Genomic DNA, 19,419 nt, shown 5'->3' with positions numbered 1-19,419 from the left:
GCCCGCCAGTCAGCCGGCGCTGGAGGTGGGCGCCGGAACAGGAGTGGAGCCAAACCCGGAATCAGCGGTGGGTGCCGGCGTCGCATAGTCAACGGACGACGTCGGCTGCCCGCCTTCCCCATACTGGCCCGCCGGTGCCGTGGCCGCCCCGGCTCCTGCCGGGGCAGGTGCGAAGGTTTCGCCAGGTGCCGTCGCGGGAACTGCAGTCGGGCCGCCCGGCACCGCTGAGGTGGTGGAACCCGGAGTCGGGCCACCGCTCGTTCCCGCGGTGGCCGGGGATGTTGCCACCGAGGTCCCTCCGGCTACGGAATTCCCCTTGACGATGGCAGTGATCTGCTCCTTGTATCCGGACAGCGTCGCCTGAATCTCAGAGAGCGGCACGTCCTGGATATGCCGCCCATACTCCGCGATCTGCGCCCACAAGGCCTCGAGTTGCTGCTTGCCGGCCGCATCCAGCGGACCGTCGAGAGTGAGGACCAACTGGCTCGCCAGCGCATAGGTCAGGCAGTCCAGGCAGTTGTAGTTGGCAGCCGCGGAGAGGTTCTGCGGCACAATGACATCGGCCTGGCCCACCACCAAAACGACCTGGAACCCGACGGCCACCGCCGCGCACCCGGTGCAGTTGGCGAACGCGTAGGCCTCGTTGGTGCTGGTCACGGGATCCCCGTCCTCGGCCCACACCAGCGCGAACGCCACACTGTAGGCCACGGAGCCGTCGGTGGTGTTGACGGCGAGCGCCTGGTTTCCGTCGGCGGCCGGCGCTGCGGGCCGGTCGAACGGGAAGACCCAGGACGGTGCGGACGCGGGAGTGGCCCCGCCGGAAGCAGCGCTGGAAGTTGAACTGGGCGAGGATGCGGCAACGGGTACCAGCACCATGCTCAGCTGCGGGTTGTCCCGCGTGGGCTTGGCGGCTCCGGCAGGCCACAACGCAACGGTCCGTCCAGCACCGCCCTGCCGCAACGCCCCGTCGTCGCGAACGGGAAGGATGGCCCGGGTGGCGTCGCCCAGCGTCCCACGTTCGTACGCCTGCACCGGACGATACGTCCCGCCGTCGGGCCACCACGCCCAGGCCAGCCCGGCAAGCAGGACCGCCACGGCCGCCATGGCGACGGTCCGCTGGACCAGCTTGCCGCGGGTCTTCTGCCACAGGCCAGTCACCAGCTGCCGCAGCAGCCGGGCCACGATGTACAGCACGCCCAGCACCGGCACCGCCACCACCAGGATGGCCAGCGCCCGCACCGCAGCGCCCAGGAAGTCCCCGGCGGACAGGCTCGCAGCGAGCTGTTCCTGCTGCTTGCCGGCGCTGGCCCATCCCGTAGCCAGCAGCCGCGGCAGGGACAGCACCATCATCACCATGCTGAAGAGCAGCACCGGCACGGTGACCAGGACCCAGGCAGTGACGACGGCGCGCGCCCAGGGCTTGAGCACCTTGCTTTCCGGGTTTCCCCACCGCCACGGCAGGATCCCCAGGAGGGTGGGTTTGATGCGCTGGAAGAGGTCGGGCACACCGGTAGCATCCGCCAGGATGTGGTAACCGTCGTACTTCACCAGCGGGATCAGCTGGCGGACCATCTGCAGGATCTGGGTGACCACCACCAGCAGCAGCGCGTCGAAGCCGGTGGCCCACCACAGGGCCATGATGGCCACCGCCACGATCGCGTTGAAGTACAGGCCGCCGAGGTCGGTGCGGATCCTGCCGCCGCGGCCCAGCCGGTAGGAGTCCGTGACGTCGGTGAAGAACGCCGGCCACAAGAGGTACAGCCCGGCGCCCATGGCTCCGGGGGTTGCACCGCCCTTGCGGGTGGCCGCCGCGTGGCCGAATTCGTGGAAGCCGGCCGACAGGATGGTGACGGCGAGGATCAGCAGCAGGAGGGCGGGCTGGGCAAACGCCTCGTGGGTGGCCGAGCCCAGGCCCTTGACCATGAGCACCCACCAGCAGGCCGCCAGGAACGCCGCCGTTACAGCCATCACGATCAGCGGGTTGAACAGGACGGCGAACGGGGCGGTGATCCTGCGGGTGCGCTCGGGATCCGTCACGATGTAGCGGAACCGCAGGCCCAGCAGCGGGTTCGACTTTTTGACCTCGGGCTGGGTGCCGTCCGCAAGCCGGAGGAGACCCATCGGCAACAGCTGCGAGTCCATCAGGGTGCGGACGTTCTCCGCGCTGACCAGCCGCCCGGACCCCTCACTGGCATGCCGGGCGATTCCTTCAAGGTCCCGCGTCCCGTCCGCCGCTTCCAGCACCAGGTACAGCAACCGGGTGAGCTGGAGGGTCTGGCCGTCGCTGCGGCGCACCAGGGCGGGCGGCTCCCGGTAGCCGGAGCCCTCCGCCGTGCCAAGCAGCTGCACGCCGTCGGCCCGGGCTGGAAGGTGGGCGCCCGGCGTCGTAATTCCGTGGCCCGGCGGCTCCTGGGCGAAAGTGGCGCGTGACGACGGCGGGCCCGCCTCGGGAGGCGGCCCGCCGTGGGTTTGGGTCATCTTGGCTTACTGCTGCAGGTTGGACTGCTGGCCGGCGGTGGCGTCCGCGGCGCCGTCGATGTGCTGCGAAATGGTGGCGCTCTGGTCCGAGATGGCGTAGGACTGGCTGTCGATGGAGCCGATGTTCGCGGCCACGGCTGCGTCGATGGGGGCGGCAACGTTGGCGTTCGCGGCCACGGCACCGTTGATCGGTGCGGCGATGGCGGCGTCGGCGTCCAGGTTCACGTCCACGTTCAACAGGTTGCCGTTCAGCGCGCCCGCTGCATCCGTGACGCCACCGGTGCTCGTGGGGGCCGGTGCTGTTCCGGTGGCTCCATCCGTGGTGCCGGTGGTACCCGTGCCTGTGTCGGTGGTGCCGGTGCTGCCATCGCCCTGGCCGATCACGCTGTCCTGGGCGGAGTTGGCGTTGGCGTCGGCCACGATGCCCTGGTCAATCGCAGCGTCCTGGTGCGAGAGTGCTTGCGCGTCAGAGCCGAAGGAGAGGATGTTGGCGGAGGCCGCCGCGTCGATGGGGGCCGCCACGTTCGCGTTGGCGGCGACGGCCAGGTCAATGGGAGCCGCTGCGTTGATGCCCAGGTCCAGGTCCGCATTCAGGTCCAGGACGGATGCCACTTCCTTGTCCGGCAGGGCTGTGGCCTGCTCCGACATCAGTTCTTCATCGGTGAGGGGACGCATTTCGTTGTCCATGCTTGAGAGACCTCCGGTGCGGCGCGGGTGCTCTGCCCCCAGCGGGCAGCCCGCGCCCCACAATAGTAAGCATGATTAGCAGTTTTGCGAAGACTGCGGCACAGATCTGGGTGCGCACTGGCGACGCGCAGATTACCCTTCGACCCGCAGGTGCATTAACGCGACAAATATTCAGTGCGCGTCAGGGAATTTGCGCGGCGGAAATGCGGGTGAGCGTCGCTGATGAATTTGCGTATCGGCAATGCGGGTGTGCGTCGCCGGCGGGTTTGAGCAGCGGAAATGCAGGTGAGCGGCGGAAATGTGGGTACGCATCAAAGATGGGGGTTTGCGTCAATCGGTTGAACGTAGCCACGAGGAAAGGAAACCGGGTTGGAATCACTGCCCCTTGCAGTCCTCCTGTTGATATTTGCCGCCGCGGCGGCAGTGATCTGGGTGGCGGGGGTCCAGTTATCCAAACAGACCGACATCCTCGATGACCGCCTGCACCTGGGGTCCGCCCTGGGCGGCCTCATTCTCCTGGCGATCGCCACAAACCTGCCCGAGCTAGCCATCACGGTCTCCGCTGCCCTCTCCAACAACATCGGCGTGGCGGTGGGCAACATCCTGGGCGGCATCGCCATCCAGACCGTCGTACTGGTGGTCCTGGACGCCCTGGGCACCAAAGGCAAGGACCCCCTCAGCTACCGGGCGGCATCCCTGACGCTCGTCATCGAAGCGGTCACCGTCGTCGCCGTCCTGGGCGTGGTGATCGCGGGCAGCCAGATGCCCGGCAACCTGGTTGCCTTCCGGCTCACGCCCGCGGCAGTGCTCATCGTGGTGATCTGGATCCTGGGCCTGTTCCTTGTCCAACGCTCGCAAAAGGGCCTCCCCTGGCACGAACAGGGTGATGCCCCGGGCGCCCAGGACAAGCCCCGAGGCCACTCAAAGAAGCAGAACAGCGAGAAGAACAAGCACCTGAGCACCGGCAAGTCGGTGCTGATCTTCAGTATTGCGGCGCTGGCCACGCTGGGGTCCGGTGTGGTGCTGGAGCGCAGTGGAGATGCGATCGCCGGCCACATCGGGCTGTCGGGCGTGCTGTTCGGTGCCACGTTCCTGGCGCTGGCCACCTCCTTGCCGGAGATCTCCACGGGGCTGACGTCGGTGAAGCAGGGCGACTACAAACTCGCGTTCAGCGATATCTTCGGCGGCAACGCCTTCCTGCCTGTGCTGTTCCTGGTGGCGGTGCTGATCACCGGACAGCCGGTGCTCCCCCAGGCCCACGCGACGGACATCTACCTCACCGCGCTGGCTATTTTGCTGACCCTCGTCTACCTGCTGGGGCTTCTCTTCCGGCCCAAAAAGAAGGTGCTGGCCATGGGGGTGGACTCCCTGGTGGTGCTGGTGCTGTACCTGCTCGGCATCGCCGGACTGTTCGCCGTCGCCACCACATCGTAAGACCCTGCAACCGTCCGGAGGTGCACGCTTTGGGTAATGTCGGACCATGATCCAGGCATCGGCCGTATCGGCACTGACGTCTTATCACTGGCTCGGGATTCCGATTGCCGCAGTCGGCGCGGTCCTGCTCGCGCTGGGGACGCTGTTCCAGCACCGGGCCGTGGAAGACCAGCCGGCCGCATCCGGGCGTGCGGCGGGCAGCATGGGCGGCGGACGCCTGCAGGCGTTGATCCGCCGGCCGGTGTGGCTGGCCGGGACGGGGATGCTGGGCGCTGCGATCCTCCTCCAGCTCACCAGCCTCCGGTTCTCGCCCCTGATCGTGGTGCAGCCCATCGGTGCGGTGGCCCTGGTGGTCACCACTCTCGCTACCGCCCGGATGACCCGCAGGCTGCCCGGGCGCCGCGCCCTCACCGCCGTCGCCCTCTGCGTTGGCGGGGTAGGTGTGTTCGTCACCGTCGCGGCGTTCTCGGCGGAGGACGTGGAGATCAGCGACCGGCACCTGGTCACCATCCTGATCGTGCTCGCCGTCGTCCTGGCCTGTGTAGGCATGGCTTTCGCCCTGTGGCGCCACCGTTCGGGCGCCGTGGTGTTCACCGCCGGCGCCGGGATCCTGTTCGGTTTCGTCGCAGCCCTGGCCAAGACCGTCATCGCCCGGCTGTTCCAGGGCGACTTCGAATGGCTGTCCCTGACCTGCCTGGCGGGCCTGCTCATTGCGGCATTGGCCGGCAGCTTCCTGGTCCAGAATGCCCACACCCGGGGAACGTCAGAACTGGTAGTGGCCGGCCTGACAGTCATCGACCCACTGGTCGCCGTCGCCATCGGCATCACCATCCTCGGCGAAGCGGCCGCAGCACCCCCGCTGGCCATCGTCCTGTTCCTGCTGTCCGGAGCTACCGCCGTCGCGGGCGTTTTCCTGCTGGCCACGGTCAAGAAGCCGGTCCAGCCAAGGCTTAAACGGTGACCGTCACGCCATACCCGAACAGGGGCTGGGCACCGCTGTCCGTCGTGGAGGCGTACTCTGGGGAACAGGAAACATTCCTCCCGGAAACGGCACCGAAACTAACGGCTGAAGGCACATAGTGGCGCGTGAGGATGAGCAAGGCACCCGGGACGGTTCCCAGCCTGCTGTCCGGGGCACGGGCCGGGCAGCGCCGGCCAGCTTCCGGGAGGAACTCTCAACCAAAGCGACCACCGTCGTCGATGATTCCTGGGCAGGGTCTGTCCCTGCGCAGTACGGGGTGGCGCCGCGGGTGCGGATAGGAAGCAGCAAATGGTTCAACCTGCTGTGGCTGCTGCCGATCGGCTTCGTTTTGCTGCTCACTGCCGTGGCGGTTGCGAGGGGGCTGCGTGGTGTCCCCGGCGTGGCGGAGTTCATCAGGGAATATCCAGGCCTGGTTGTTCCGCCCGGGGCCCAAGACCGCGCCGGGTTCCCGGCCTGGATCGGGTGGCAGCATTTCTTCAACATGGTGCTCCTGATCCCCATCATCCGTTCCGGGGTGACCATCCTTGCCGATCATCCAAGGCTGTACTGGACCCGGCATTCAACCCCGGGCAAGGCGTGGTTCAGGATCCAGAAACCGGTGCCCCCGGACCCGCTGTACACGGCAAAGCAGGACTCCATTACCCTCCCCGACGGCGTAGGTCTGCCCGGCCGGCGGCACTCGATCGGGCTGGCCCGGTGGTGGCACCTGGGCATGGACACGCTCTGGCTGCTCAACGGCCTGATCTTTTACCTACTGATCTTCACCACGGGTCAGTGGCTCCGCCTGGTGCCCACCAGTTGGGACATCATCCCCAACGCCCTCTCGATGTCCATCCAGTACGCCTCCCTGGACTGGCCAACCGACAACAGCTGGGTCGCCTACAACAGTCTCCAGGTCCTGGCCTACTTCATCACGGTCTTCATCGCCGCACCGCTGGCGTTCATTACCGGGTTGGGCATGTCCCCGGCCCTGTCCACAAAATTCCGGTGGATCAGCAGGGTCCTCAGCATCCAGGCTGCCCGGTCCCTGCATTTCCTGGTCCTTGTCTGGTTCCTCTTGTTCATCGTGATGCACGTCTCCCTCGTGGTCGCGACGGATGCCTTGCGGAACTTCAACTACATGTATGCGGGCCGCAACTCCGGCGACTGGTACGGGTTCTGGATTTTCGCCGCCTCCCTGGCCGTAATGATCGTGATCTGGGTGGGCGTCACCCCGCTCACCTACCGGCATCCCCGGATGGTCCAGCGGATCGGATTTGCACTCATTGGCCCGGCGCAACGTTTGTTCGAGCACCTCGATTCAAAACCCGGCCGGTACACCGAGAATGACATTTCCCCCTACATGTGGCACAACGGAAAGTATCCCGAATCCACTGAATACAAAGCGCTCCTGGCAACAGGCTTCGCCGACTACCGCCTCCGGGTCTCCGGCCTGGTAAAGAACCCGCTGGAACTCGACCTGGCCCAGCTTCACGGCCTGGCGTACCACGAGCAGATCACCCAGCACTTCTGCATCCAGGGCTGGTCCGGAGTGGCCAAATGGGGCGGCGTCTCCATGCAAACCATCATCGACCTGGTGCGGCCGGACCCCGAGGCGAAGTGGGTGATCTTCTACTCCTTCGCCGAAGGATCCGACGGCGGCATCTACTATGACGCCCAGCCGATCGAACAGATGAGTTACCACCTCACCATGCTCGCCTACGACATGAACAACGCGCCGCTGACCTACGGACACGGCGCCCCGCTCCGCCTGCGCAACGAGGTCCAGCTCGGCTTCAAACTCGTCAAATGGGTCAAAGGCATCGAATTCGTCAAAGACTTCTCCCACATCGGCGGCGGCGAGGGCGGATACAACAACGACCACGAATTCTTCGGCTACCGCCAATCCATTTAGCACCACGATCCTCGCGCCGGGGGTGGCTACCGCCCGATCAGCTCGGCCAGGACTTGGGCCTCACTGATTTCGGCGGCTTTGGTTGCCGTCAGCAGCGTCAGCCGTTGGCCCTTGGCGAGTTCGCGCAGATGGTCAAGGGCCTGCGCCCGTGCCGGGTCTTCGAGCTCGGCTTTGTAGCGCTTGGCAAATTCGTCGAACTTGGCTGGGTCGTGGCCGTACCACTTGCGCAGCTCCGTTGACGGGGAGACGTCTTTGCACCACTCGTCCAGTGCTGCCTTGGCCTTGGTCATCCCGCGCGGCCACATGCGGTCCACCAGAACCCGTACGCCGTCGTCATCCCTGGTCCCGTCATAGACCCGGCGTACCTGGACTTCCGCTGCACTCGACATTCCCCAGCTCCTCGCTGATTGCCCACCGCGGGCAGGGCAAAAGTACGACGGCGGCACGCGCCGAAGTGCCTGCGTGCACCCGAGCAGGCCTGGGCTAGGTGATCAGGTAACTGTCCTCGGCGTCGCGCCGGGGCGCGGGCTTCACGAACGGCAGCGAACCCACCACCGTCTTCACCCCGATCAGGGGCAACAATACCGCCGCGGCCGCAACGGACAACGCAGTGAAACCTACAAGCTCCAGCGTCTCGCGCTTGGGCAGGCGGCGGCGGTGCCCACCATCCATGAGATCCATCATGGTGACGACGCTACGAGCCCGCAGTCAGGATTTCCCCGGTACCAGCTACCTGTCTTTCACGCGGGCCACTACTCAGACAGCCACCGGGAGCGCAACGCGCACTCGGCGAGGCCGATCAGCGACGCCACATTCCTTGACGACGCACGTCAGCGATTTCGAGCCCCACGGTTGTTCAGGGCCCTATTCGTTCTCGCGGACGTACTCTTCGGGGCTGACGTCCCGGGCTTTGATGCCTGCGGCGTGTTTCGATTCGAAGATGGCGAATGACAGGCCTAGGCGGTGGCGCAGTTCCAGGGACGCGTGCTGCCGGAAGTCGGTCAGGCCTTCGCGTTCTTCCTCTGCCATGTGATCGCCGTTGACTTCATCGACCTTGGCCAGGGCCGCCCACCACTCCTGCGTCCCTGCCTCATGGTGGGAGACTTCACTGATGGCGTCCCGGATTTCGTTGTGGTCGTGGATCGCATCGGTGGTCTCGTCCTCTGGGGAATCCTTCCCGCCTGCGCCCTCCCCCAATTTCAGCAACTCGGGGTAGAAGAGTTCCTCTTCACCTTTGGCGTGGACTTCCAGCAGGATGCGCAACCGGTTCCAGACAGCTTCCAGGTCCGGCGCTTCGCAGCGATGCATCTCATCGAGCAGGGCGAACAGGCGCCGCTGTTCGTGGTGGTCGTTCAGAATCACTTCAACGATGTCCATGGTGGCCCTTTCGGCGGGATATGTACCTGGCAGCACTAACTCTCAAGGTACCCATTTGTCACGCCGCCACCCGGCAGGCCACGATGCGCTGGCCGCAGTCTCCCAGCAGGAATGCTGGGAGAGTGCCGGCGCTCAGTGACGCTTATTGCTTGGTGGGTGTCTGGGCCAGCTTGGTCTGGATGGCTTTTGCCTCCTTTTGGATCTTGTCCCCGTAGCCGCCATTGAGGGCAGTGTCCTTGATCTTCGCTGCATCGCCGTCACGGTCGGAGGCCGCCGCCGCTTCAAGGGTCTTCAGGTCCTCCTGCAGGTTTGCGGGGAGCTTGGCGAAAGCAGCGGTGTGATGAATCAGCACGTACGCGATCTCGTGGGCCTTGTCTCCGAAGCCGGCCTTGGCCTCGATGTCAACTCTGAGCTCGTTGCGAAGGGCCCGTGCAAAGGGATGGGCGGCAGGGTGCTTCCCGCTGCCGGGTCCGGCCGCCGCGGCGGATGAGGCACCGGCGGACGGCGAGGGGCTTTGGCTGGCAGCCGATGCTGACGTTGCCCCAAGAACCGCTCCCCCGATGAGGACAGCTCCTGCAGCGGCCGCACCTGCGCGGACGCGCCACTGACGCACGTTGCGGTTACGGGGCGCGGTGGGATTCGTATTCATGCATGTCTCCTCGATGATTCCATGGACCTGGGACGGTTCGTGCCACGGTCTGCACTGTCCCGGTCCTTCTCACTCTGGCTTGGGGAGATCAGGTTTGTGTTCGGCGAATGTAAGAGGAACGTAAAGTCCCGCCGCGGTGCCCTCGGGACGGGGCTGCCGGAGCGTTCAATAGATACATGGAAAACCCAATACCTGCCGGCGCCCAGCCGTCCCGCGGCCTGGTGCTGGTGGTTGAGGACGAGCGCGCGATCGCTGATGTGCAGCGCATCTATCTGAGCCGGGCAGGTTTCGGGGTACACGTCGAAACTACCGGTGAAGGGGGCCTGGAACAGGTCCGGAGCCTAAGGCCGGTCGCGGTGGTGCTCGATGTAGGGCTGCCCGGCATCGACGGGATCGAAGTCTGTCAGCGGATGCGTGCCAGGAACGACTGGACGCCCATCATCTTCGTCACCGCCCGCGACGAGGAAGTGGACATGCTGCTGGGGTTGGAGCTGGGCGCTGATGACTATCTGACCAAACCGTTTTCGCCGCGCGAACTGGTCACCCGGCTCAAGACGGTCCTCCGCCGCAGCACCGGGGTCCCGGGGGGCGGCGTCCTGCGGGTGGGCTCGGTAGCCCTGGACCCGGAAACCCGCACCGCCAGCGTGGACGGCTCGCCTGTGGAGCTGACCGCGAGGGAATTCGATGTTCTCGCCTACCTCATGGCCAGCCCAGGCCGGGTATTCAGCCGCGAGCAGCTCCTCTCAGCCGTGTGGGGGCAGGCAGACTACTCGGCCGGACGTACCGTGGACGTTCATATCGCCCAGCTGCGTTCCAAGCTCGGCGCCGGCAACCCCCTGCGTACACTGCGCGGCGTCGGATACTCTGCCGACGGGGATGGCGCGTGAGCAGCAGCCCCATTGGAAAAGGCGCACACGAACGGCACCCCCGCCGCGAGCCCGGCCATACCCTTATGCTCTGGCTGCGCTCACTGGCGGGTCGTATCACTCTCGTCACCGCCGCCGTCGCCGTCCTGGCTGTCCTCGTCACCGGCAGCGTCGCCCTTTCCGCTCATCCGTTCCGCTGCCGTCACCCAAGCCAGGGAGCAGCTTTCCCGTCAGGCCGATGCGTTCAGTGCAGCGCCGGTTGCCTCCGAGGCGCTGGACCTGCGCGAGCGCCACCTCCTGGGGCCGGACAATTACGATCTCTCCACGATCACCCCTGGGGGCTCCGTCACGGGCGCGGCGGCTCGGATCCTGAGTCCAGACGAGGTACACCAGATTTTCTCGGGGCAAGAAATCTCCCGCACCCTCACCAAGGGTGGTGTCCAGTTCCTCGTGGAAGCAAGGCCCCTCGCCAAGGGCGGCGGGATCGTCCTGACCCGGTCACTCGCGGACGTCAACGCCGCTTCGGCCCAGCTCCTCCAGCCGACGCTGCTGGCCTTGGCGGCCGGGCTCCTGATCGCCGCGCTGGCCGGCACGCTGCTGGCCCGGCGGCTCTCCGGCCCGCTCGTCAGGACAGTAGCCGCAGCACGCCGAATGGCTGAGGGTGAGCGTACCGTGCACCTTGACCCTGCCGGGGCGACCGAGGTCCGCGCCGTGGGCGAAGCCATCAATACCCTGGACCATGCGTTACTGGCCAGCGAAAGCAGGCAACGAGAATTCCTGCTCTCCATTTCCCATGAGATCCGGACGCCGCTCACCGCCCTGCGGGGATACGCCGAAGCGCTGCAGGACGGACTGATACCGCCCGAAGACACCGTCCGGGTGGGGCAGACACTGTCCGCCGAAACGGACAGGCTGGACGGCTTTGTCCGTGACCTGCTCGCGCTGGCACGGCTGGAGGCGGACGACTTCACACTCAACATCCAACCGGTGGACGTCCCCGCACTCCTAAAGCAGGCGCAGCGGGCATGGCAGCCGGCCGCGGCGCAGGCGGGCGTGGATCTCACGCTCCAGCTGCCCGCTCCGGATGCCGGAGAACCCCTGCTGGCCACCACGGACGCACAAAGGCTGCGCCAAATCATCGATGGGCTCATCGGCAACGCCTTGCGCGTCACCCCGCCCGGAAAACCCCTGGTTCTTCACGCCGGAATCGAAGCTCCCTCCCCCGGCGCAGCGCAAAGCACCAACCAGCAGGGCATCGTCGCGATCCAGGTCCGTGACAACGGTCCCGGACTCACCGCCGAGGACGCCGCCGTCGCCTTCCACCGCGGCGCGCTGGCACGCAGGTATGACGGACAACGGCCCACCGGGAGCGGGCTTGGCCTGTCCATCGCTGCCCGGCTGGCCCAGCGCATGAATCTGAACCTCACCGTGGAACCGACAGACCCGGCCGAAAACGGCGCCTGCTTCTGCATCCGGCTGCCCCGGGCAACCAGCACCCAACCCTGACCACGTTCAGCAACGTCCTTCTACCGCCGGCAAGGGCGGACGACGGCGGCGCGCGCCAGAGTGCCGGACCAGCGGCGACACGCACATTCCCTTTCGACCCGCGGGCTCATTTTCGAGCCCCGCATCCGGACCGCGGGCTCGAGCCGGGAATTCCGAACACAGCGTTGATCAAAGGCTGACCAATTCTTGATTGAACGCCGCTGCCTGCCTTGAGTACTGCCCGGCAAAGTCATTGATGTTCTGCTAAACGGTCTCAACGAATGGCAACATCTCCATGAACTACACCGATACCCCCGCCACCCCACGATGGGCCGCCTCCAGCAGGGCACGGGTCATAGCTGCTTCGAGGGTGATCGGAACCTGTTTCGCAACGATTATCACCCTGGCGGTGCTGGGGTTGTTTGTTGTAGCTCCGCTGCTTCATATCGGTTTCTCCCCCGTACTCACCGGCAGCATGCGCCCGGCCTATGCGCCGGGGGACCTGCTCGTTACGGCGCAGGCGGACGTTTCGAGCCTCAACCCGGGACAGATCGCCGTGTTCACGCCTCCCGGAGAGACTGTCCCCTACGCTCACCGCATCACTGCCATAAGTGGATCGCCGGCGCAGCCGGTCCTCACCACAAAGGGCGACGCCAATCCTGCACCTGACAGCTGGCGTGCCACCCTGAGCCAACCACAGGTACCCGTCGTTATCGCCATCGTCCCGTCGGCCGGCAATGCACTGCTGTGGATCCAGAATCCCGTTCCGCGGGCCCTTCTCACTGCCCTGTTCGGCCTGACCCTCACAGGAGGTGCGGTGCGCTGGATCCTGAAGGCGGCACCACACCAGATCTCCCCCACCACCCCTGACCCAGCCGTCTGAAAAGACTCCAACCCCTGCCCCATATCCAGCAAAGGATCTGCCATGTCTGCTTTCACTTCTGCCCGTCCTTCACGCCGTCCCAACCCCCGCATGCTCGCAGCCTGTGCCGTCGCAGCAGCGGGCCTCGCCATCACCGGTGGCGGTGTCTATGCCGCGCTGAACGCCACTGCCTTCAACACGGCACCCCAAGCTGCCAGCAGCGGCACTCTCAGCCTCACCATGGCCAGCAACGGAACCGGCTTCAGCCAGGGCATCTCTAATCTTGCTCCCGGCGATACCGTCAACAGGTACATCAGCCTTACCCAGGGCGACACCATGGACGGAAAGGACATCACCCTCGGCGTGGCCGACGGGACCCCGACCCTCCTGACAACGAGCGCCACCAAGGGCCTTCATGTCACCGTCACCTCGTGCCCCACTGCGTGGACTCCGGGAACGGGTGCCGGTACCTGCAGCGGAGCCACCACCGTCCTGCTCGCCAGCACACCGTTGAGCACGCTGACGGCAGCACCGGTATCGGTGAAGTCCGGCGTCAACGCTGCCAGCAGTGTACTGAACCTCCAGATTTCCCTCGCTTTGCCCGACCAGACGGAAACTGTCACCAACGGCGTTGCCCCTGCAGGCACCATTCAGGGCCTGTCCTCCGCGCTGACCTGGACATTCGGCGAAACACAGCGCACCGCCACCGTCACCGGAAGCTAACCGCGGTGGGTGCACCCCTTTCGAGAGGGACGGCGGCGATGTTGGCCGTCACAGCCCTGCTGGCGTGCACCTCACTGACCCCGGCCGAAGCTGCCAGCACAGCGCAGGCTTCTTCGGCCAGGGTCGTGGCCGGCAGCGGCACCTGGGGAGCGGTGGCAACCACGAACACCACCGCCCCTTACGGCACCGGCGCATTAGTCCTGACCTTCCCCAACACAGGCACCAACGGGCAGCCGTTGTATCCGCCGCAGTTCTTCACTGTCGGGAATACCGGAACAATAACGCTCACCGCCGCGACATACACTGCCACCGGGACACCCTCCACGGCGACCTTCACCATTGAAGCGTGCAGTGCGGGCTGGAACGAATCAGCAAACACCTGTTCCGGAGTCATCTCCACCGTTCTGACAACAGCCACGTCCCCGCAGGCGTCCACGGTGGTCCCCCCAGGTGCTGGCCAAGGCATCAGGTTGCGGGCCAGCGTCGCCGGAACCATCCCCAGATCCACCACACCGTCGCTAACGGTAGGCATCAGCGTCACCCGCGCCCAGGCCCGGGCCGCAACCACCACGGGAAGTTGACCCGGTTTGCCAGAAACGCCCCATCCCAACTGCCCGGAGCCGGCACCAGCCCGTGACGAAAAATCAACCCTGATACCTGCTGAACAAGAGCAAACCTTTTGCACCGTCCACCTCGCAAAGCTCGCTGGCGACCTCGAAAGCGTCGCAGCGGCCAAGGCTGCTCGCAGGCCATGAGGGGCTACTTAGGACCCCCGACGACGTGTCCCTGAAAAGTGCCCCACATCGGCGCTGCTGATAGAGGGCGTCAGCAGGAACACCTGCACGGCGGTGTTGCCACCGACGCTTGAGGGCCAGTGTGGCGAGCATGCACCCCTCGGACGAGCCTATGGTGGAGCTACCAACGGTCTACGCGGATCCGGCGCCCATCCAGATCCCCACGAACGTCGGCAGGTCCAGGCGCGACTCAGTCGAGTGGAAGGGTGATGCATACCCGGGTTCCTTCGCCCAGACTGGAATCAGTGCTGATGGTGCCATTTGCTTCGTACACGGCCATGGTCATGAGGCACAAGCCGTACCCCGGTTTCTTGACGCCTGGGACTTGGCTCTCGGTGTTGAAGCCGATGCCGTTGTCCCTGATGCTGAGGCGGATACCGTGGTAGACGGCTTCCAGCCTGACAGTTACTTCACTTGCCTCCGAGTGCCTTAGGGCGTTGCTGAGTAGCTCCTGCGCCACCCGGTAGAGCAGCACGGCGCATGCTGCGGGAATTTCGAGACCGTGGTGTGGTGTCTCGAAACGCAAGCGCATGCCTTGCCTACGCAGCGGTATGGTCAGCCTGTCAATGCAGCCGGCAAGCCCCCAGCTGTGGAGGTCGAGGGTGAGATCCCCCGGGACTTCACCTACGGTGACGTCTTGGTCCAGTGATGTTGCTTGACTCATGGGATGCCTGCTTCCTCGCATGCCTTGCTGTTGTGATTCACCCGCTTGGCTCGGGTGGACCAGTGGGGCTGAGGCAAGCATGCCCCTCCACCATCAAGGACTCCGGTAGTTATCCGCAGGCTGGACAGAGGTTTCCAGCAGGTTTGGGCAAGCCAGGGAATCCGCAGTACAAAGTCTGCTGACAGGAGCACTGTGCACCGATTCAGCAGGCCGCTACTACGATTGCTTTCGTTCCGATAGGCGAATAAAGTCTTGCTCCGGCTCAAGAGGTTCGCGGAAACCAAAACAGTCCGGCTTTGAGAGCTGGGCTCCAGACCATGACCCCTATGACGAGCGGGCGCGCAAGAGGAAGATCTGGGGAAGTGGGAGCCACGAAGTGGACGCACAGCGTAATGCCTGCGCCCGCTATGGCGACGCAAACCAAACAGTGAGTGGGGGAAAAAGGGAATGCCAAAACAAACCCGCAAAGCTTTTGCCCATGTTCCCAGTGATTCATGTCCGCGGGCTACGGCCCTGCCCCGGCTTGAGAAATTAGTTCCATGTCCGTCGACTTCGCCGAATGCGTGAATGACCCCCATCGCTGTTGATCCCAGGGCTGTTCCCGCCTTCCAGCGGAACGCCGCAGCCGGGGACACCAGAAGTTCCAGTGCAGCCAGACGGTCGTTTGGCATGCTCGCCTCATACTTCGCGCATGCGCGTACTTGAAATTCAGCTCGGCCGAGCACAACCTGCTGTCACACGCTCTTGATCCAGCAATTTGCATGGCAATATGTGGAGTAGCCACTAGTTAAATGATTGACTGGTGCTTGGGGGGTAAGCCATGGCTCTGATCAACGGTAATTGTTCGTTGTTTTGTTTATACTTTTGGGGATGTCCGCGGTTTCAAAGTAAGTCCGGCCACAAGCACAAGCGGCACGGAGAAACGCAGAGGCATCCCTAATGCGGAAAGGGTTGCGGGGCAATGTACCCCGAAGCATGAAGGAAGACCCTTTTCAGTTCAACACCCGCCGGGGCCACGCACCTTGGTCCTGGCCATTCCTGTCGCCATGGTGGATGTTGTACTCGGCTTCCCTAACCATATTGATTCTCGCCCTCGCCATTCCGGCCATCCTGATTAAGGAGCCGTGGGGACCCCTCGTCCTGGCCTTGGGGATGTTGCTGGTGGCCAGTTTCTTGGTGTGGACCCTTTTGCGCAGGCAGAGCCGCGGGTTCCCCCAGCCATACGAGGCATCCGGTCTCCTGGAAGTAGTGCTCGCGACCAGCCGTGAATGGTTGTGGACGATCGGCCCGGACGGCAGGTTCACCTTCTCGGGTCCCATTTCCCGGGAACTTATCGGTTATGACCCTTCCGAGCTTCTCGGCCAGCATTACAGCCGCGTCATGGAATGCGAGGATCTGGCCGAAGCAATACGCAACCGGGCGAAAAGGGAGAAGCCTGACTCATCATGGTCTGGCCTGGTGACTGCGTGTCGACACCGGGACGGCCGCAGGATCCTCGTTGAGGTTTCCGGGAGGCCGATCCTTGACGGACAAGGACAAGTCCGGGGCTTTGAAGGGACCACGCGTGCCTTGGACGTGCCCTCCGCCCATGACGTTGCGTCGGAGGAAACCCGCGCCGGGGTTGAGGCCATGCTGATCTCCCGTACCTTGCTGACAGCCTTCCAGCCCATCCGCGCCCTAAATAATGGCAACGTAATAGGGGCGGAAGCACTGACCAGGTTTCTCAGCGCTGATGATCGCGGAATCTCCCCCGAGGCCTGGTTTGTTGGAGCCGCCTCCGTTGGGCTCGGGGTGGAACTGGAAATGCTCGCACTTGAAGCTGCCCTGTCCGCCGCAGCGTCCCTGCCGGAAGACCTCTACGTTGCGGTCAATCTCTCGCCCAAAGCGTGTCTTGACGACCGGGTACCGGCTCTCCTCCAGGGTTCTTCCATTCCGCTGGAACGCATTGTGCTGGAGTTGACGGAACACCATGAAGTGACCGATTACGGCCCCCTCGGAAAAGCATTGGCCCAACTGCGACGCGAGGGTTTGAGGATCGCAATAGATGATGCCGGGGCCGGCTTCTCTTCCATGCGGCACATCGTCGAACTCAGGCCGGACCTCATCAAGCTCGACCGGAAAGTCATCACGGGTATCAACGCCGACGCGGGCCTGCGTGCTCTGGGAGCAGCAATGGTCGCGTTCGCAGCAGACATCGGCGCTTCGCTGGTCGCCGAAGGGATTGAAACCGAGGCCGAACTTGATGCAGTGCGTCAGCTGAGCATGAATGCAGGCCAGGGGTACCTGCTCGGCCGTCCCACGGTCGCCAGGGAGGAATGGAAACTCTGGTCCGTGCCAGTCCATTTGAAACGCCCAGCCTCTGGCCCCACAACGGGGCAGCACAAGCGCCCGTAGGACCTGGATTCGCGGGGTTTGCGTACATCCCAACCGAGTGATCCAGTCCAAAGAATCGACACCCGGGTCATCAGTCTCCGAGTACGTCGGCGACGTGCCAAGCCATGTCAGAGCAGTAGCTGAAAAGCCCTATGCACCGGGATTGCCAGCGTCCATGTGGGCCGGGGCCTAGTTGATCAGGTAACTGTCTTTGGAGTCGGGACGGCGTGCGGGCTTCACGAACGGCAGCGAGCCCACCACCGTTTTCACCCCGATCACGGCGGATGCACAGCGAAAATGCAGGTGCGCGGCGAGAAAAGCGGAACCCTTACCGGTACCCGTCCACGATCGCGGCGGCAATCTCCTTGTACGCCCGCCGCGTCTCCGGCTTGAGCACGTCCAAGGTGACCAGGTCGCCGTCGGCCACGCCTCGGTCGTGCGGGACGGCGATCAGTTCGCGGCAGATCCCGGACAGGTGTTCCTCGATGGCGTCCTTGTCCACCCGGGAGGACACCTCGTCCTTGTCCGTGATCACCACGATCGCGTTCCGGGCCAGGTCCTCGTAGCCGTGGCTGGCCAGCCAGTGTAGGGTGCTGCGGGCCCGCTTGGCGCCGGATACCGCATAGCCTGCGGCGATCACCAGGTTGTCGGCCGACTGCAGGATCCCGCTCATCGCGTTGTGCGTCACGCCGGTGCCGCAGTCGGTCAGCGCCACCGAGTAGTAGCTGGAGATGAGCTTGCGGATCCGCAGGTATTCCCCGGCCGTCAGCGAGTCGGAGACTTCCGGGTCCTGCTCTCCCGCGATCAGGTGCAGCCGGCCGGCGTGGTGCATGTACCGGGCCAGGGCCGTCAGCGAGTCGATGGACTCAATGTTTTCCAGCAGATCCGTGATGGTCCGCGGGCTGGACTGCTGGTAGATCCCCTCGCCCAGGGCGCGCTCCACCAGGTCCCCGGAGTCCGGGTTGGCGTCGATGGCGCAGGGCGCGTCGCCGCGGTATTCGGCCAGGGTCAGGCCCACGCCCACCGTGGTGGAGGTCTTGCCGATGCCGCCCTTGAGGCTCAGGATCGCGGTGTTGTAGCTGCCTTGGAGCTGCCGCGAAATCCGCCGACCCAGCTCGTCCTCCTGGCGCTGCTTGGCTCCGGGGCCCAAGTTCCAGGCGCCGCCGGTCAGGTTGTACAGCGCACCGCGGAACCCGCCCACCGGCCGCGGCTTCTGCTCCTTGACGAACAGGCCGGGCGAGCTGATGAAGTCCGGCATGGGGCTTTCGGCGATCGCGTCCGCCACGGTGGGCCGGCTGCGGCGGAATGCAGGAGCGTCCGACGACGGCGCTGCCGCTTCCGGAGCCACGTCACCTGTGCGGTCGCCGGGCACGGAAGCGATGGGCGCAGCGGGGCGCCCGGACTCCGGAGGAGCAGTGGGCGGGGCCGCAGGTGCGGAGGACGGCACGCGGGCGGGGGCCGGTGCGCGGGACGGCTTGGTGGCGTCGGCTGCGGCGGCCGCTTCCGCCCAAGACATGCGGCGCGTAACCGGCACTCCGGCGTCGTCCTGGCTGGGCGTGTTGGGGGTTACTGCTGGCATGGTTCCTGTCCAGGCATCGTCCACTGTGCCATCGGCACGACGAAGGTCGCGGCGTCGGCGCAGTTGCGGCTGCCCTGCATCCTCTGCTGGGGCGCCTGCATTCTGATCCGCCGGTTCTGGCATGTCTGTCCCCCCGGACGTTCGGCAAACTGTTATGCAGTACTGGTTCAAACAGTAAGTCTAGGTGCTGGGACCGGGTTGGCCAGCCAGGCTGACTACATCAATGGTGCGTGAGGGCGGCCACCACCACGGCGATGGTGAGGACCAGGAGGACGGCAAGGACGGTGTAGCCCACCCACTTGGGACGGCCTTTGTGGGGGTTGATATCGACATAAGGCATGTCAGCGCTGGTTACCTCGGGGTGCGGGACGGACGGGGATCCGGAGTGCGCGGCGCTTGAGCCGCAGCATCTGGTAGAGGACTGCGAAGGGGATCAACAAGGTGCCGAGCAGCGCGCAAAGCGCAAGTGCGTAGTCAAGAAAAGCCACAACAGCCTCCATGGTGATAATTAGCCCCCACATGTACCCAACCATGAGTCAATGAAATTGACAAATTGCGTCAAAAGCTCAAGG

18 protein-coding genes are annotated in these 19,419 nt (G+C 65.0%); 9 read left to right on the top strand and 9 right to left on the bottom strand.

Annotation, left to right across the window (positions count from 1 at the left end; translation table 11 throughout):
• Positions 1 to 9: 9 nt before the first annotated feature.
• Together QF050_RS08730 and QF050_RS08725 are read right to left on the bottom strand one after the other, a co-directional pair.
• Entirely contained in the window at positions 10 to 2,478 is a 2,469-nt protein-coding gene (locus QF050_RS08730) for a hypothetical protein (protein WP_308930094.1), read from the bottom strand.
• 6 nt (positions 2,479 to 2,484) lie between these two features.
• Complete coding sequence (locus tag QF050_RS08725; protein WP_308930093.1) at positions 2,485 to 3,165, bottom strand: peptidoglycan-binding protein; 681 nt, start codon at positions 3,163 to 3,165, stop codon at positions 2,485 to 2,487.
• 369 nt (positions 3,166 to 3,534) lie between these two features.
• Between QF050_RS08725 and QF050_RS08720 the strand changes: the two genes are divergently transcribed.
• The 3 genes from QF050_RS08720 (at position 3,535) to QF050_RS08710 (ending at position 7,475) form a co-directional block, all read left to right on the top strand.
• Positions 3,535 to 4,599, top strand: a complete 1,065-nt coding sequence (locus QF050_RS08720) for a sodium:calcium antiporter (RefSeq protein ID WP_308930092.1) — start codon at positions 3,535 to 3,537, stop codon at positions 4,597 to 4,599.
• A 46-nt stretch (positions 4,600 to 4,645) separates the two neighbouring features.
• Complete coding sequence (locus QF050_RS08715) at positions 4,646 to 5,560, top strand: multidrug DMT transporter permease (protein ID WP_308930091.1); 915 nt, start codon at positions 4,646 to 4,648, stop codon at positions 5,558 to 5,560.
• Between the two features lie 118 nt (positions 5,561 to 5,678).
• Positions 5,679 to 7,475: a molybdopterin-dependent oxidoreductase gene (locus tag QF050_RS08710; RefSeq protein ID WP_308930090.1), complete on the top strand. Its 1,797-nt coding sequence runs from the start codon at positions 5,679 to 5,681 to the stop codon at positions 7,473 to 7,475.
• 26 nt (positions 7,476 to 7,501) lie between these two features.
• On the opposite strand, the gene QF050_RS08705 is transcribed toward QF050_RS08710, so the two are convergent.
• From QF050_RS08705 to QF050_RS08690, 4 genes are all read right to left on the bottom strand, one after another.
• Entirely contained in the window at positions 7,502 to 7,864 is a 363-nt protein-coding gene (locus QF050_RS08705) for a DUF488 family protein (protein WP_308930089.1), read from the bottom strand.
• A gap of 94 nt (positions 7,865 to 7,958) precedes the next feature.
• Complete coding sequence (locus QF050_RS08700) at positions 7,959 to 8,159, bottom strand: hypothetical protein (protein WP_308930088.1); 201 nt, start codon at positions 8,157 to 8,159, stop codon at positions 7,959 to 7,961.
• A gap of 180 nt (positions 8,160 to 8,339) precedes the next feature.
• A complete protein-coding gene (locus QF050_RS08695; protein ID WP_308930087.1) occupies positions 8,340 to 8,852 on the bottom strand; it encodes a hemerythrin domain-containing protein in 513 nt (170 codons plus the stop codon).
• A 142-nt stretch (positions 8,853 to 8,994) separates the two neighbouring features.
• On the bottom strand, positions 8,995 to 9,501 hold the full coding sequence (locus QF050_RS08690; RefSeq protein ID WP_308930086.1) for a hypothetical protein: 507 nt from the start codon (positions 9,499 to 9,501) through the stop codon (positions 8,995 to 8,997).
• Between the two features lie 176 nt (positions 9,502 to 9,677).
• Between QF050_RS08690 and QF050_RS08685 the strand changes: the two genes are divergently transcribed.
• From QF050_RS08685 to QF050_RS08665, 5 genes are all read left to right on the top strand, one after another.
• Complete coding sequence (locus QF050_RS08685; protein ID WP_308930085.1) at positions 9,678 to 10,388, top strand: response regulator transcription factor; 711 nt, start codon at positions 9,678 to 9,680, stop codon at positions 10,386 to 10,388.
• Positions 10,389 to 10,400: 12 nt separating this feature from the next.
• Positions 10,401 to 11,873, top strand: coding sequence for a HAMP domain-containing sensor histidine kinase (locus QF050_RS08680; protein ID WP_308930084.1), 1,473 nt, complete (start codon positions 10,401 to 10,403; stop codon positions 11,871 to 11,873).
• Positions 11,874 to 12,147: 274 nt separating this feature from the next.
• Positions 12,148 to 12,735, top strand: coding sequence for a signal peptidase I (locus QF050_RS08675; protein WP_308930083.1), 588 nt, complete (start codon positions 12,148 to 12,150; stop codon positions 12,733 to 12,735).
• Positions 12,736 to 12,777: 42 nt separating this feature from the next.
• Positions 12,778 to 13,437 carry a TasA family protein gene (locus QF050_RS08670; RefSeq protein ID WP_308930082.1) on the top strand — a complete coding sequence of 220 codons (660 nt, stop codon included), beginning with the start codon at positions 12,778 to 12,780 and terminating at the stop codon, positions 13,435 to 13,437.
• Positions 13,438 to 13,475: 38 nt separating this feature from the next.
• On the top strand, positions 13,476 to 14,018 hold the full coding sequence (locus tag QF050_RS08665) for a hypothetical protein (protein ID WP_308930081.1): 543 nt from the start codon (positions 13,476 to 13,478) through the stop codon (positions 14,016 to 14,018).
• 403 nt (positions 14,019 to 14,421) lie between these two features.
• Here QF050_RS08665 and QF050_RS08660 read toward each other — a convergent pair whose 3' ends face one another.
• Positions 14,422 to 14,895 (bottom strand): ATP-binding protein, encoded by a 474-nt coding sequence (locus tag QF050_RS08660; protein WP_308930080.1) that lies wholly within the window; start codon positions 14,893 to 14,895, stop codon positions 14,422 to 14,424.
• Between the two features lie 1,080 nt (positions 14,896 to 15,975).
• Between QF050_RS08660 and QF050_RS08655 the strand changes: the two genes are divergently transcribed.
• Positions 15,976 to 17,289 (top strand): EAL domain-containing protein, encoded by a 1,314-nt coding sequence (locus QF050_RS08655; protein WP_308930079.1) that lies wholly within the window; start codon positions 15,976 to 15,978, stop codon positions 17,287 to 17,289.
• A 307-nt stretch (positions 17,290 to 17,596) separates the two neighbouring features.
• Here QF050_RS08655 and QF050_RS08650 read toward each other — a convergent pair whose 3' ends face one another.
• On the bottom strand, positions 17,597 to 18,847 hold the full coding sequence (locus tag QF050_RS08650) for a MinD/ParA family protein (protein WP_308930078.1): 1,251 nt from the start codon (positions 18,845 to 18,847) through the stop codon (positions 17,597 to 17,599).
• 341 nt (positions 18,848 to 19,188) lie between these two features.
• On the bottom strand, positions 19,189 to 19,335 hold the full coding sequence (locus tag QF050_RS08645) for a hypothetical protein (RefSeq protein ID WP_308930077.1): 147 nt from the start codon (positions 19,333 to 19,335) through the stop codon (positions 19,189 to 19,191).
• Positions 19,336 to 19,419 lie beyond the last annotated feature (84 nt).

The organism is Arthrobacter sp. SLBN-112 (assembly GCF_030944625.1).
Taxonomy (GTDB): Bacteria; Actinomycetota; Actinomycetes; order Actinomycetales; family Micrococcaceae; genus Arthrobacter.
The sequence above is the reverse complement of the archived record's forward strand: the minus strand, read 5'-3'. Positions and strand labels throughout refer to the sequence as shown.

What these genes read in the sequence shown, in the direction of transcription:
- QF050_RS08690 (WP_308930086.1), bottom strand. Translation starts at nt 9,501, where the DNA reads ATGAATACGAATCCCACCGCGCCCCGTAACCGCAACGTGCGTCAGTGG.
- QF050_RS08670 (WP_308930082.1), top strand. Translation starts at nt 12,778, where the DNA reads ATGTCTGCTTTCACTTCTGCCCGTCCTTCACGCCGTCCCAACCCCCGC.
- QF050_RS08725 (WP_308930093.1), bottom strand. Translation starts at nt 3,165, where the DNA reads ATGGACAACGAAATGCGTCCCCTCACCGATGAAGAACTGATGTCGGAG.
- QF050_RS08650 (WP_308930078.1), bottom strand. Translation starts at nt 18,847, where the DNA reads ATGCCAGCAGTAACCCCCAACACGCCCAGCCAGGACGACGCCGGAGTG.
- QF050_RS08675 (WP_308930083.1), top strand. Translation starts at nt 12,148, where the DNA reads ATGAACTACACCGATACCCCCGCCACCCCACGATGGGCCGCCTCCAGC.
- QF050_RS08730 (WP_308930094.1), bottom strand. Translation starts at nt 2,478, where the DNA reads ATGACCCAAACCCACGGCGGGCCGCCTCCCGAGGCGGGCCCGCCGTCG.
- QF050_RS08685 (WP_308930085.1), top strand. Translation starts at nt 9,678, where the DNA reads ATGGAAAACCCAATACCTGCCGGCGCCCAGCCGTCCCGCGGCCTGGTG.
- QF050_RS08715 (WP_308930091.1), top strand. Translation starts at nt 4,646, where the DNA reads ATGATCCAGGCATCGGCCGTATCGGCACTGACGTCTTATCACTGGCTC.
- QF050_RS08700 (WP_308930088.1), bottom strand. Translation starts at nt 8,159, where the DNA reads ATGATGGATCTCATGGATGGTGGGCACCGCCGCCGCCTGCCCAAGCGC.
- QF050_RS08695 (WP_308930087.1), bottom strand. Translation starts at nt 8,852, where the DNA reads ATGGACATCGTTGAAGTGATTCTGAACGACCACCACGAACAGCGGCGC.
- QF050_RS08705 (WP_308930089.1), bottom strand. Translation starts at nt 7,864, where the DNA reads ATGTCGAGTGCAGCGGAAGTCCAGGTACGCCGGGTCTATGACGGGACC.
- QF050_RS08660 (WP_308930080.1), bottom strand. Translation starts at nt 14,895, where the DNA reads ATGAGTCAAGCAACATCACTGGACCAAGACGTCACCGTAGGTGAAGTC.
- QF050_RS08665 (WP_308930081.1), top strand. Translation starts at nt 13,476, where the DNA reads ATGTTGGCCGTCACAGCCCTGCTGGCGTGCACCTCACTGACCCCGGCC.